The organism is Streptomyces sp. NPDC006463, from assembly GCF_042870715.1.
Lineage (GTDB): Bacteria > Actinomycetota > Actinomycetes > Streptomycetales > Streptomycetaceae > Streptomyces.
Window position 1 is genome coordinate 15,642 of the sequence record NZ_JBIAHP010000038.1, and the last position, 13,544, is coordinate 29,185.

General features: G+C 76.0%; 10 protein-coding genes. 5 read left to right on the top strand and 5 right to left on the bottom strand.

Annotation, left to right across the window (positions count from 1 at the left end; genetic code table 11):
* Nucleotides 1-239 precede the first annotated feature (239 nt).
* A complete protein-coding gene (locus ACFYOB_RS38530; RefSeq protein ID WP_388568914.1) occupies nucleotides 240-1,637 on the top strand; it encodes a HEAT repeat domain-containing protein in 1,398 nt (465 codons plus the stop codon).
* A gap of 120 nt (nucleotides 1,638-1,757) precedes the next feature.
* Here the strand turns inward: ACFYOB_RS38530 and ACFYOB_RS38535 are convergent, their stop codons facing one another.
* From ACFYOB_RS38535 to ACFYOB_RS38555, 5 genes are all read right to left on the bottom strand, one after another.
* On the bottom strand, nucleotides 1,758-2,477 hold the full coding sequence (locus ACFYOB_RS38535; protein WP_388568916.1) for a hypothetical protein: 720 nt from the start codon (nucleotides 2,475-2,477) through the stop codon (nucleotides 1,758-1,760).
* Nucleotides 2,474-3,058 (bottom strand): RNA polymerase sigma factor, encoded by a 585-nt coding sequence (locus ACFYOB_RS38540; RefSeq protein WP_388568918.1) that lies wholly within the window; start codon nucleotides 3,056-3,058, stop codon nucleotides 2,474-2,476. Before ACFYOB_RS38540 ends, ACFYOB_RS38535 begins: the two co-directional genes overlap by 4 nt.
* 71 nt (nucleotides 3,059-3,129) lie before the next feature.
* Nucleotides 3,130-3,996 carry a biotin-dependent carboxyltransferase family protein gene (locus tag ACFYOB_RS38545; RefSeq protein ID WP_388568921.1) on the bottom strand — a complete coding sequence of 289 codons (867 nt, stop codon included), beginning with the start codon at nucleotides 3,994-3,996 and terminating at the stop codon, nucleotides 3,130-3,132.
* Nucleotides 3,993-4,610: an allophanate hydrolase subunit 1 gene (locus ACFYOB_RS38550; RefSeq protein ID WP_388568924.1), complete on the bottom strand. Its 618-nt coding sequence runs from the start codon at nucleotides 4,608-4,610 to the stop codon at nucleotides 3,993-3,995. Before ACFYOB_RS38550 ends, ACFYOB_RS38545 begins: the two co-directional genes overlap by 4 nt.
* Nucleotides 4,607-5,374 (bottom strand): LamB/YcsF family protein, encoded by a 768-nt coding sequence (locus tag ACFYOB_RS38555; protein WP_388568971.1) that lies wholly within the window; start codon nucleotides 5,372-5,374, stop codon nucleotides 4,607-4,609. Before ACFYOB_RS38555 ends, ACFYOB_RS38550 begins: the two co-directional genes overlap by 4 nt.
* A 116-nt stretch (nucleotides 5,375-5,490) precedes the next feature.
* Here ACFYOB_RS38555 and ACFYOB_RS38560 point away from each other — a divergent pair, with 116 nt between their 5' ends.
* From ACFYOB_RS38560 to ACFYOB_RS38575, 4 genes are all read left to right on the top strand, one after another.
* Nucleotides 5,491-6,996 carry a hypothetical protein gene (locus ACFYOB_RS38560; protein WP_388568926.1) on the top strand — a complete coding sequence of 502 codons (1,506 nt, stop codon included), beginning with the start codon at nucleotides 5,491-5,493 and terminating at the stop codon, nucleotides 6,994-6,996.
* Nucleotides 6,997-7,544: 548 nt separating this feature from the next.
* Nucleotides 7,545-7,865, top strand: a complete 321-nt coding sequence (locus tag ACFYOB_RS38565; RefSeq protein ID WP_388568928.1) for a hypothetical protein — start codon at nucleotides 7,545-7,547, stop codon at nucleotides 7,863-7,865.
* Entirely contained in the window at nucleotides 7,862-8,761 is a 900-nt protein-coding gene (locus ACFYOB_RS38570; RefSeq protein WP_388568930.1) for a hypothetical protein, read from the top strand. The genes ACFYOB_RS38565 and ACFYOB_RS38570 overlap by 4 nt, the downstream gene beginning before the upstream one ends.
* Before the next feature lie 59 nt (nucleotides 8,762-8,820).
* Nucleotides 8,821-13,500, top strand: coding sequence for a hypothetical protein (locus ACFYOB_RS38575; RefSeq protein ID WP_388568932.1), 4,680 nt, complete (start codon nucleotides 8,821-8,823; stop codon nucleotides 13,498-13,500).
* Nucleotides 13,501-13,544 lie beyond the last annotated feature (44 nt).

A 13,544-nucleotide genomic window follows, 5' to 3' on the forward strand; every position in this document is an offset into this window, starting at 1 on the left:
CATCATGGCGACGGATTCGATTCGCGAACATGACGGACGGGCAGGAGCGGGCTGGACACAACGGGTGTCCATACCCTTCCTGCCGGACCGGCCGCCATGGCCGCGGAGCACCGACGAGAGTGAGAAGGCAATGGTCTACATCGAGCGGAACCTGACGGCGGACGTCCTCACATGCTGTTACGCGGCCCTGTGAATCCCGATTCCCGGTTGCGTCCCCAGCTTGATTTGAGGCCATTCCCATGTTCGAACCAGTCATAGCGCCGAGCGGCACCCTGCTCGGGCTCCTCCAGCGCGGCCGCGGCGACGGCACGCTGCACGCTCTCGCGGCACCCAGGGCGGAGGCCCTCGCGGCCCTCAACCAGTGCGTGCTCCGCGATCCGCGCCAGGACTGGCAGGTCGAGAACCGCTCCTTGTACTACGCCCGGCTGTACCTGGACCTCGACGGCCCCCTCGGCGAGATCGAGACCCACCTCTTCAGCGCCGACGACCTCGTCGACGAAGAGGACCACCGGACGGGCCTCGCCCTGTCCGTGCTGGGCCACCTGGCCTCGTACGGCCGTGACGACGCGCTCATGCTGCTGCGCCGGTACGCCGCCTCCGGGGCGAACTGGGCCTGGGCCCTCGACGAGCTCGCCCTGCGCGACGACGACGAGGGCCTGCGCGGCCTCGCCAGATCCGTCCTCGCCAGATTCCCCGCCACGGCGGAGGGCGAGGCGCGGCTGGCCGCCGCCGTCCGCGACGCGTACGAGCCGAGGCCCTGGAGCCTGTGGGAGGAGTCACCGCGGTACGGGGAGCGCCTGCGCGCAGCCCGTCAGCAGGGCTCCTTCGACCGCTGGCAGCGCCAGCTGACGCCCAGCGGGCCCCGGCCGGGCTGGGGGGTCCAGGCCGTCTTCGACTGGGCCGCCGACGGCCTGCGCCGCGGTACCCCGCTGCACGTGCCCGCCGCGCGCTGCCTCGCCGCCGTGGCCGCGCCCGAGGACCGTCCCGCCATCCTCGCGGCGGCCGCCGGAGCCTCCGGTGAAGCCGCCCGCGCCACCGCCCTGCACCACCTGGTCCTCGCCGAACCGGACAACCCGGCCGTACTGGACCTCATCGAAGCCGCGGCCGACGAGCCGGCCGTGGCCGCGTACGAGCGCATGTGCGGCCCGGAGGCCGTCGAACGCGCCCGGCGCTGGATCCACCGCCCCGACGCCCTGGGAGCGGCCGCCGCGGCCATCCTGGCCGCCCGGGGCGGAGCCGAGGACGCCGGCCTGGTCCTCGGAGCCCTGCGCTCCACCGTCCGCGGCTCCGGCCCGGACACGCAGCGGCTGTTCGCCCTGGTGGACGGGGCCGGCCGGCTCGCCATCGGCTGCGCGGCCCCCGTACTGCGCCACATCTACCGCGAGACGGCCTCGTCCCACCTGCGCGGCCGGGCCGCCCGCGCCCTGGCCAGTACGGACCCCTCGTTCGCGGCGGGCTTCGCCGTCGAGTGCCTGTGGGACTGCGAGGAGACCACCCGGGAGGTCGCCGCCCGCCACGCCGAGACGGCCGACGCCCGCGTCGCCCCCCGGCTGCGCCGCCTGGCGGCGGACCCCGCGGAGGAGGAGGACGTCCAGTCCGCCGTCCGCAGCCGCATCGCCCCGGAGTCGGCCGTGTAGCCCCGCCGGCCCCCGCCCGACGCGCACTCGGCCCGGCCACCCCGATGTGAGGTGGCCGGGCCGAGTGCTGTCCTGACGCACCTCGCCCCGGCCGGTGCGGCCGGGGCGAGGTGTCCGCGATCACCCCGTGGGGGCGTCCGGGTGCTCCGAGCGGTACTTCTCCCGGGCCTTCCTCATCCGCTCCTCCGCTTCCTGCTGTTCCCGCAATTTCTCCGGTGACAGCGTTCGCTGCGGCTGTGCCTCGTCGGCGGGCGGCGGCTCGTCCTCGGGTACGCAGGGCGGTATCCGTGAAGACTCGTGCACACCGAACCCCATGGCCTCCGGGAGCCTGGCCAACCGGGTCTCCGAGGGCATCTCAAGCACGAGGGTGTGGCCCGGGGGGACCGTCCTCGCGTTGATCCTCAGCACGAATCCCTTCTCGTTCGTGCTGAGCAGAGGCTCCTTCGGATCATCGAACGCCGGACCCATGGCCAGCATGTCCGTGGGACACTCCGACTTGGGCTTCCCGTAGACCATCGCGACGCTGACGCCCAACCCCCGGAGCTCGGCCTCCAGGCCGGGCAGCCCGTCGGGTTGGAACAGCTCGACCAGGATGCTGCCGTCGTCGGCCCTGGTCAGTGTGTAGGCGTGGGCAGGGGACGAGCCGCCGCTGTCGCCGAGGACGGGAAGGGCGATCAGGCCCGCGGCCGCGGCCGCCACCGCGCCGAGGGCGAGCGGAATGCGGTACCGCCGCGCGGCAGAACGGCGGTAGGGGGCAGGTACGGGCGCGGGCTGATCCGTCATCCTGACCAGCAGCTCCGCCTTCAGTCGCTGCTCGAACGCACTGGGCCTGCTGGTCATCGGGCCACCTCCAACTGGTGTTCAAGGGCGGTCCGCTGGATGTGCTCCGGGCCGCGCAAGGCGCGCCGGGCCCGGTGCAGGCGGACCCGGATGGTCGCCTGGGTGACGCCGAGGGCCTGGGCGGCCTCGGCCGGGGTGAGTTCGTCGATGACCACGAGGTCGAGCGCGGCACGCAGCGGCTCGGACAGGGCGGCGTGGCGCTCGGCCAGGTCCCTGAAGGCCCTCTGGGCGTCGATCCGTTCCTCCAGCGCGGCGACGTCCTCGTCGTCGAGCAGCCGGCGCCCGCTCAGCCGGGCCAGCGCGCCGCTCTCGCGGGCGAGTCCGCGGGCGTGGCCCGACAGGATGTTGCGGGCTATCCCGAACAACCAGGCGATCGGCGCCCCCCTGTTGGGCCGATAGCCGGAAGTCGAGCCCATCGCCGCGAGGAAGATGTCCGCCGTCAGATCCGCCGCCAGGTGCGGGTCGCTGACCCGGCGGGTGACGAAGCCGAGCACCGCGTCGATGTGTTCCTCGTAGAACGCCCCGAATCCCTCGGACGTGGTGAGATCCGGTGGTCCGGTCTCGTGTCGTGGGCTGCGCACCCGGTTCCTCCCTGTGTAGGGGGCCGGTCGGTCCCCTCACCCAGTACTTGGCCGAAGCCCCCTCGAACGTTTCATCGGGACCGGAGGAACCGGACGGGAACCCCCGGCCGGGCCTGCGCCGCCGCGTCCAGGGCCGGACCCGGCGGGACCACGCCCACCACCGGGTAGCCGCCCGTCACCGGGTGGTCGGCCAGGAACACCACCGGCAGGCCGTCCGGGGGGACCTGCACCGCACCCAGAACCATGCCCTCGCTGGGCAGTTCGCCCGCTCGGGCACGGACCAGCGGGGTGCCCGCCTCCGTGCGCAGGCCGATGCGGTTGGACTTCGGCGACACCCGGAACACCGAACGCCACAGCCCGGCGAGCGACGCCTCCGTGAACCAGTCCGCCCGCGGCCCCGGCCGCAGGGGGAGCAGCAGTTCCGATGGAGCCCCGGGCAGGCCGTACGCGTCCGCCCCGGGGGAGGGGGCCGGCCCGGCGGGACCCACCGGCAGCGTCGTACCGGCCGACAGGACCGGCGGCCCCAGGCCCGACAGCAGGTCGGTCGAGCGACTGCCCAGGACCGGCGGGACGGCGAGGCCGCCGCGCACCGCGACGTAGCCGCGCAGCCCCGACTCCGCCCGGCCCACCTCCAGCTCCGCACCGGCCGGCAGCCCGACCGGCGCTCCCCAGGCCGCCGGGCGGCCTGCCACCCGTACGGAACACGGCGCGCCCGTGACCGCCACGGTCACCGGGGCGAGGGCCCGCAGCCCGACCCCGTCCATGGTCGTCTCCAGCGCCGCCGCGTCCGGAGGGTTGCCGACCAGCCTGTTGGCCAGCGCGTAAGCCGCCGTGTCGAGCGCCCCCGAGCGCGGGACCCCCAGGTGCGCGTACCCCGGACGCCCGAGGTCCTGGAGCGTCGTCAGGGCTCCCGGCCGCACCACCAGCAGCCCGCTCATCCGTCCGCCTCCGTGAACCGCACCCGTACCCCGGGCGTGAACAGCGCCGCCGGTTCGCGCTCCGGGTCCCAGAGCACCGCGTCGGTGGACCCGATCAGCTGCCAGCCGCCGGGGGAGGAGCGCGGGTACACGCCCGCGTACTCGCCCGCCAGCGCCAGTGAGCCCGCCGGGACGGCCGTACGGGGCGTGGCCCGCCGGGGGAGGTGGAAACGCTCCGGCAGACCGGTCAGGTAGCCGAAGCCGGGGGCGAACCCGCAGAAGGCCACCCGGAAGACGGTGGCGCCGACGATGCCCGCGACCTCCGCGGGGGCCACGTCCCACAGCCGGGCGGCCTCGGCCAGGTCCGGTCCGTCGTACCGCACCGGGACGCTCACCAGCGGCCCCTGCGTCTCCGTCAGCGGCGGCACCTCCCACCGGGCGATCCGGGCGCCCAGCCCGGCCGGGTCCCGTACGCCGTCCAGCAGCACCGTGCGCGCCGCGGGCACGAGGTCCCGTACGGCGCCCAGCTCGCCCGCCTCCCGCCGGCGCAGCAGCTCGGCGTGGAGCGCGGCGACCTCGGCCGCCGAGCCGAGCTCGATCAGCAGCGCCTCCCCGCCCACCACCAGGGGTCTCACGCGAAGGCCTCCACCCGGACCCCGGCCGCGCCCAGCGACTCCCGGACCGCGCGGGCGAGTTCCGCGGCCCCCGGGGTGTCCCCGTGCAGGCACAGCGAGCGCGCGGCGACCGGGACCTCGGACCCGTCGGCCGCCGTCACCGCCCCCTCGGCGGCCATCCGTACGGCCCGCGCCACCACGGCGTCCGGGTCGTGCACCACCGACCCCGGCTCGGTGCGCGGCACCAGCGTCCCGGCGGGCGTGTACGCGCGGTCGGCGAAGGCCTCCGGTACGGGAGCCAGCCCGGCCTCCGCGGCGGCGGACAGGAGCAGTGATCCGGGAAGGCCGAGCACCGGCAGGCCGCCCGTGGCGCCGGCCCCGGCCGCCATCCGGACGCCCGCGACGACGGCGGCGGCCTGTTCGGCGTCGTGCACGGTGCGGTTGTAGAGCGCACCGTGCGGTTTCACGTACGACACTCGGGAGCCGGCGGCCCGCGCGAACACCTCCAGGGCCCCGATCTGGTAGGCCACTTCGTCGGCCAGCTCACCGGCCGGCACGTCCATGGAGCGCCGGCCGAAGCCCGCCAGGTCCCGGTAGGAGACCTGCGCGCCGATCCGTACGCCCCGCGCGGCCGCCAGCTCGCAGACCCGGCGCATGATGGACGGGTCCCCGGCGTGGAAGCCGCACGCCACGTTCGCGCTCGTGACGACGGACAGCAGGGCCTCGTCGTCGGTCAGGGTCCACCGGCCGAAGCCCTCGCCCAGATCGGCGTTGAGGTCGATCACCCGAGTGGATGCGATCATGGAAGCCATGCGCTGAGCGTAGAGCAGGAGGCCCGGGGACGATCCGGCCGAACCATGCCGTTTGGGATGTTGTCCGTGACAGCGCCTAGTCTTTGTCCGTGACTCTCCCCGCCCCGGCGAAGACCCTTCCGTCCCCGGCGCCGGGCCCTGCCGCCGACGAGGGCCTGGCCCGGCGGCTGCGCGCCCTCGCCTGCACCGCCCCGCTGCACGACCTCGACGTACGCAAAGCCAATCTGGCGGGCGAGTACGGGGTCTACGCGATGGCGGAGGTCGCGCTGGCCGCGATCGACCTGGTCACGCTCAACATGGACTTCGACACGGGCGCCGACCACGAGCAGATAGTGGCCAGGCTGCTGCCGCGCGTCGCGGCCCAGGCCCCGGCCCGCCCGGCGGCCGAGCACGAGCGCGTCGCCCGCTGGGTGCTGGAGAACCTGATCAACGTCGGCAGCGTGGACCGCGGCTTCCGCGCGATCTACGGCACCTTCGGCCCGGACGGGGTCTACGTCCGGCGCGACTACGACTTCAAGCTGATCGAAGAGGTCCCCGGCTACGGCGGCGCGGTCTACCTGCGCACCACCGACGAGGCCGTCAACGTCCTGGTCGGCGCCCTCGACACCGACGTCACCAGCGCCCAGATCGCGGCCGAGGTCAAGCTGGACGTGCTGATCAGCCGGGGCCGGCTGGCGGACGCCCAGCTCGCCGCCGAACAGGCCCGCTACCGCACCGTCCAGTACGCGGAGACCCTGCGCCGCACGCTGGACGCGACGCGGCGCAACGTGCGGGCGGTGGACTGGCTCCAGGCCGTCCCCGACATGATCGCGGAAGCCCTCGACCACGTCGCCGACCGCTACCGCCACGAGAACGCGATCCTCACCAACATCCGCAAGGCGCGGGACGAGGCGGAGGAGCCGGAGAACAAGCGGCGCGCGGCCGAGCTCGTCGACATCGTCAAGGACTGCATCCGCCGCCACACCCAGCTCCAGTCCCGGCTCCTGGACGCCGGACCGCTCTTCCGCGCCGAGCAGGACCGCCAGGCCTTCGCCGCGCCCGCGCGGCGCTCCGGCATCGACCTGTACGGGCAGCTGGTGGCCCCGCTGCTGCCGCTGCCGCTGGAACAGGCGAGGCGGGTGACGGACGCCTTCTTCGCCTCCGGCGCCGGTCTGCGCACGCCGGTCTCGGTGCGCGTGGGGGACCTGGTCGACATCCTGCTCACCCCGCCCGTGGAGCGGGAGCACCTCGGCGCGGAGATGCCCGAGCCGGACCTCATCGCGACACCGGACGACAGCCGCTTCAGCGAGGAGCAGCTCGCCGCCGCGATGGAGCTCCTGGACCTGCCGCACGACGCCCCGCGCCGGTTGTCCGGCCTCCTCGCCGAGGCCCGCCGCAGCGACCCGGACCTGCCGTACCTGGTGGCCCTGCTTGCCGTCCACGCGGCGAGCCCGGCCGTCGGCACGGCATACCGCCAGGGCGAGGAGCGGCTGCTCTTCGCGGTGGACGACGGCACGCAGCTCGACGACCCCGAGTTCGGCGGTGCGGACCTGATCGTCGGCACCGCGCTGCTCGACGCGGCCGGCATGGCCGCGGACCGCGCGGAGGCGGCATGAGCCGGCCGCTCGCCCTCACGGCGCGGGCAACGGCGGCCGCCGCCGCGTCCACCCGGCCATGCCCGGGCCCGGCCGTCGCCTCGCCTCCGCCGGGCCGCGCGGCCCTGCAGGCGCCCGCCGTGCCGGTGACCGCGCCCGCCGTGCCCGTCCCCGCGTCGGCTGCGGCCGTACCGGTGTCGGCTGACCGGGCCGCGCCTGCTGTGGTCGTGCCCGAGCCCGGTGCGGTCGTGTCCGCGCCCGGTGCGGTCGCTCCCGCGTCGGCTGTCGCCGCCGTGCCTGTGTCGGCAGTGGTCGTGCCGGCTCCTGCCATGGGCACGCCTGCGTCGGCCCCTGCGGCCGTGCGCTCGCACGCCGTGGCCGCTCCAGAGTTGGCTGTCGCCGTCCCTGCGTCGGCTGACCGGGCCGCGCCCGGTGTGGTCGTGCCCGCGCCCGGTGCGGTTGTGTCCGCGCCCGGTGTGGTCGCTCCCGCGTCGGCTGTCGCCGCCGTGCCTGTGTCGGCAGTGGCCGTGCCGGCTCCTGCCATGGGCACGCCTGCGTCGGCTGCCGTCATGCCCGCGCCCGCCGGCCGGGCCGCGCCCGCCGGGGCCTCTGCCGCGCCCCCTGCGGCCGCGCCCTCGCGCGCCGTGGTCGCCCCCGCGTCGGCTGACCCGGCAGGGCTCGTGGACGTGTGGCGGGCCGGGGCGGTAGGCGGGCCGCCCCGGTACGCGACTGCCCGGGGAGCCCGGTCCGGCCGCCGGGCCTGCGTGGCCGCGGCCGCCGCCGGGGCGAGGCGACGCCGCCCCGGAGCGCGGGGGCCCGCCGTCGACGCCGCCGCACCCCACACCACCCGAACCCGCAACACCCGCACCGCCGAGGAGACCCACCCGTGAGCGACCACCACGCCGAGCACACCGCGTGGAGCGAGCCGGCGCCGTCGGCTCCCGTCGCGCTCGCCCCCGCCGCCGCGGTGACCCCCGCCGACGCCGCCGACGCGGCCCGCCTCGTCGCCTTCGGGCTGCAGCCCAAGCTGCTCCCCGCCCGTGACGCCGAGTACGCCGAACTGCTGCGCCGCTACCGCGAGGACCCCGCCTTCGGCCGCCTCGCCGACGCCGTCGCCACCGGCCTCGGCCTCGTCGTGCTGGAGGTGTCCCCGCGCGCCGGCATGGCCGTGGCCGCCGGTGAGGACTCCGTCTTCGCCGTCCGCATGGGCGACTACGCCCGCCGCACCGCCGCCGACTCCGCCGACCGCTTCCTGCACGGCCTCGCGCACCTCGCCGTCGCCGCCCTCGCCTTCCCCCGCCCCGAGGACCTGGCCGACGACGGCTACATCGGCCGCATCACCGTGAACGGCGTCGACGCCTTCGTCCGGCAGACCTGCCGCCGCCTGGAGGAGCGTGCCGAGGAGCTCGGCGAGAACACCGACCCCGCCTCCGACGCCCCCGGCCTGGAGGCCGCCTGGCGGGTCTACGCCCGCCGCAGCGCGACCGGCGCCACCAAGGACGCCCGCCGCCTCGCCGGCTCCACCACCGGCATCGTCGGCAAGGCCGCGGCCTTCCTCACCGAGTCCGGCTTCCTCCAGCGCACCGGCGACGACGCCGGAGGCACCTACCGCACCACCCCCCGCTACCAGCTCCAGGTCCGCGACATGGCGGGCAGCGCGGCCATGGCCGAGCTCCTGGAACTGGGCGTGGTCCCCGTCAGCGACGGCTCCGCCACCCTCCTGCCGCCGCCCGAGGGCGACGACCTGCAGCTCGCCGCTGACGCCGGCCTGCCCTTCCACGCCTGAGCCATCCGCCCCGTCCCCGTCCCCGTACGTCCTACGAAAGACCACGAGAGTCCGCCGCCATGTACGAGCTGTCCCGGATCCGCCTCTACTCCATCGGGCCCGCCGGCGCGCGCTACGCCGACACCGTGCTCGACCTGCGCGGAGTCGGCGAGCCGGTGCCCCACCCGGCGCCGGCCCAGGCGGAGTTCTTCGAGGACGAGCCCACCGGCCCGCCGCGCCGCCCCGCGCCCGCCGGCGTGCTCTTCCTGGAGAACGGCGGCGGCAAGTCCGTCCTCCTCAAGCTGATCTTCTCGGTGATGCTCCCCGGGCACCGCAACACCCTCGGCGGCGCCAGCTCCGGCGTGCTGCGCAAGTTCCTGCTCGCCGACGACTGCGGCCACGTGGCCCTGGAATGGCAGCACACCCAGACCGGCGAGTGCGTGGTCGTCGGCAAGGTCAGCGAATGGCGCGGCCGCCAGGTCTCCAACGACCCGCGCAAGTTCGCCGAGGCCTGGTACTCCTTCCGCCCCGGCCCGGGCCTGAGCCTGGACAACCTCCCCGTCGCCGAGGCCACCGCGGTCCGCCCGCCAGTCGAAGGCGCCTCCGGAGCCCAGGGCCGCCGCCGCACCATGAAGGGCTTCCGCGACGCCCTCACCGAGTCCGGCAAGGCGTACCCGCACCTGGAGGTCTACTTCGAGGAGATCCACGACCGCTGGAACGAGCACCTCACCGAACTCGGCCTCGACCCCGAACTCTTCCGCTACCAGCGCGAGATGAACGCCGACGAGGGTGAGGCCGCAGGTCTCTTCGCGGTCAAGAAGGACTCCGACTTCACCGACCTCCTGCTGCGCGCCGTCACCGACACCCGTGACACGGACGGCCTCGCCGACCTCGTCCACGGCTTCGGCAACAAGCTGGGCCGCCGCGCCGAGCTGATGGCCGAGCGGGACTTCACAGCCGGTTCGGTGGACCTGCTCACCAAGATCGTGGAGGCCGCCGGGACCCGCTCCCGGCTGCGCGACGTCCACGCGGGCGCCGAACGCCGTACGCGCACCCTCGCCCGGCGGCTGTCCGCCCGCGCCGCCGAGGAACGCGGCCGGGCCGCCGACCTCGCGCAGCGCGTCACCGGCGCCGCCCACCAGGTCACCGCCGCCGAGTCCGCGCGCGCCCGCAGCGCCGCGGTCTCCGCCGAACTCGCCTACCGGCACGCCTCGCTGGCCCTGACCGTCGCCGACAAGGCGGCCGCCGCCCAGCGCCGCGAACTCCTCGAAGCGCGCACGCTGCACTCCGCCTGGCAGGCCGCCGAGAACGTACTGCGCCACCGCGCCGCCGCCGACCGCTCCGCCCGGGTCGCCGCCGCGATCCTGGAGGCCGAGCGGGACGCCGCCCCGGCGCTGGCCGCGCGCGCCACGGCCGCCGCCGAGCTCGTACGGGCCCTGCACACCGCCGCCGAGCACGGCGAGCGGGTCGCCAACGAGGAGGAGGAGCGTTCCGCCGGGCTGCAGGCCATCGGTGAGGCCGCCCACCGGGACGCGACCGCCGCCGCCACGGCCGCGCAGCGCGCGCGCAGCGAGGCCGAGCACCTGCGCTCGCGCCTCGGCGAGGTCCAGCAGGAGACCGCCGAGGCCGTCCGGGCCGGCTGGCTCGACGACTCCGCGCCCGACGCCGACCCGGCCCGCGCCGCCCTCGCGGCCACCGACGCCGAGAAGACCGCGGTCGCCGCCTGGGACGAGTCCCGAGAGGCCGCCCGCGCCGCAGCCGACGCCGCCCGTGAGGCGGCCGCCGCGGAATCCCGTGCCGAACTCACCGCCGCCCGCGCCGCGGACGCCGCCGACGCGGCCGAAGCCTCCCACGACGCGGAACACCGCGCCGCGGCCTCCCTCGCCGGATCCCCGCGCCTGGCCGACCTCCTGGGCCTCCCGGCCACCCCCGTCCAGGCCCCGGGCCTTCCCGGGCCCCGGGGCGAGGTCTCCAGCCCGGACGGGCACCAGGACGGGCGCCAGGACCGATCCGGCGACCCTGGCACGGCCCAGGACCACCGCTCCGCCGCCGGACGGCTCACCGCCGAGGACCTCGACCGGAACGCGGAGGACCTCCACCACCTGCTGACCGACGGAGTCGCGGCGGCCGAACGCCAGCTGTTCGAGCTGCGCACCGCCGCCGCCGACGACGCCCGCATCCTCGGCGCCCTCGGCGACGGCGGACTGCTGCCGCCCGGCCCCGACGTCCTCGCCACCGTCGAGTACCTCGGCGAACACGGCATCCCCGCCCTCCCCGGCTGGCGCTACCTCGCGCAGTCCGTGGACCCCGCCGACCACGCCGCCGTCCTCGCCGCCCGCCCCGAACTCGTCGACGGCGTCGTCATCACCGACCCCGACACCCACACCCGCGCCCGCGAGGTCCTCTCCGGCGCCGCCCTGCTGCCCCGCTCCACCGTCGCCGTCGGCACGGCCGCCGCCCTGCTGGCCCCCGTCCCGCAGACCGACGACGACGCGGTGTTTCTCGTACCGCCGAACCCGGCCATGCACGACGAGCACGCCGCCGACGAGGAGCGCCAGGCGCTGCGCACCCGCGCCACCGCCCGGGACACCGAGATCCGCGAACTCGCCGCGCGCCTCGCCGGGGACCGCGAGCTCGCCGCCCGGCTCGCCTCCTGGCGCACCGGCTGCCCGGCCGGCCGCCTCGCCGAGCTGGCGCAGCAGGCCACGGCCGCCCGAGCGTTCGCCGAGGAGGCCGACGCCGAGCTCGCGGAGGCCCGTACCGTACGAGCGGAGGCCGACGAGGCCGCCGCCGACGCGGCCCGGGTCCGCGACGAGCGGCAGGACACCGCCCAGCGCGCCCGCCGGGTCGCCGACGCCCTCGCCGGGCTCGCCTTCCGCCTGCGCGAACGCGCCGGCTGGCAGGCCCGACTGCGTGAACTCGCCGACGAGGCCGCCGAATCCGAAGCACGCGCCGAGGTCTGCCTGGACCGGGCCCGCGCCGCCGACGAGGACCGCCGCGCCGCCCAGCGGGCCGCCGACGACGCCCGCCGCACCGCCCGCGCCCTGCGGGCCGAGCGCGCCGAGATCGCCGGCGCCCCCGAGCCCCTCCCCGAGGACGACGGGACGGCCAAGGCGCCGCTCCCCGACCTCCGCGAGGCCTACCGCGCCGCGTCCCAGCTCTACGAGAAGGTCGGCGTCGGCGCCGACCTGCGTGCCGAACAGGCCCGCGCCGAGAGCGACGAGAGCGCCGCCCTCGCCGAACTCGACCGCCTCACCAACAAGGTCCGCACCCGCGCCGCCCAGCTCCTCGAAAGCACCGACGGAGCCGACGGCCCGTCCCGGCAGGCGGCCGCGGCCCGCGCCGAGTCCCTCGTCCAGATGCTGGAGACCCGGGCTTCCCACGCGAGCGAGCAGCTCGGCCGGCTGCGCGGCGAGGCCGAACGGCACGCCCCCGCCGAGGGCGGGGCGCACACGGATCTGCCCGAGGAGCTCATCCCCGAGGACGTCGAGCAGGCACAGGGCCTGCTGCGCACGGCCACCGCGCAGCTCGCCGCCCACACCGCCGCGGTGGAGAGCGCCCGGGCCGCCCACGCGGACCTGCTGCAGGCCCACCGCACCGCCGAGGACGGCGCCGGCGGCTTCGACGAGACCGCGGCCATGCTGCGCGACCTCCTGCGCGACCACACGCACGCCGAAGACGAGCAGGAGCCGGTGCCCCACCCGGGCACCCTGGAGGAGGCCCGCCAGTCCGCCACGGAGGCCCGCCGCTCCCTGCGCGGCTGCGCGGCCGACCTCTCGGCCGCCGAGGCCGCGGTGCGCGAGGCGAGCGACATCCTGGTCAGGCACGCCAACTCCAACCGGTACGAGCAGGTACGCACCCCCGCGCGGCAGCAGATCCGCGAACTGCCCGCCTCCGCCCTGCCCGAGCACGCGGCGGCCTGGGCCACGGCCTTCGCGCCGCGGCTGCGCGTCCTCACCGACGAACTGGCGCAGCTGGAGCGCAACCGCGACAGCATCGTCGACCGCCTGCGCGGCCTCGTGGAATCGGCCCTGGCCACACTCCGCTCGGCCCAGCGCCTGTCCCAGCTGCCGGAAGGGCTGGGGGAGTGGTCGGGGCAGGAGTTCCTGCGGATCCGCTTCGAGGAGCCGGACCAGGCCACGCTCACCGAGCGGCTCGGCGAGGTCATCGACGAGGCCACCCGCGCGGCCGTGAAGAAGAACAGCACCGCCTCCTTCGGCGAGGGCCGCCGCGACGGCATGTCCCTGCTGCTGCGAGGTGTCCAGGCAGCCCTCGAACCCAAGGGCATCTCCGTGGAGATCCTCAAGCCGGACGCGGTGCTGCGCGCCGAGCGCGTGCCGGTCGGGCAGATGGGGGACGTGTTCTCCGGCGGGCAGCTGCTGACCGCCGCGATCGCGCTGTACTGCACGATGGCGGCGCTGCGCAGCAACGACCGCGGACGCGACAAGCACCGCCACGCGGGCACGCTGTTCCTCGACAACCCGATCGGCCGCGCGAACGCCACGTACCTGCTGGAGCTCCAGCGGGCCGTCTCCGACGCGCTCGGTGTCCAGCTGCTGTACACGACGGGCCTGTTCGACACCACGGCGCTCGCCGAGTTCCCGCTGGTCATCCGCCTGCGCAACGACGCGGACCTGAGGGCGGGCCTGAAGTACATCAGCGTGGAGGAACACCTCCGCCCGGGCCTGCCGCAGCAGTCCCCGGAGGCGGAGACCATCCACGGCGAGATCACGGCCACCCGCATGTTCCGCCGGAGCTGAGCCCCGCCGCCCCGGACTCCGCCCGCCAGGCGGGTCCGGGGGCC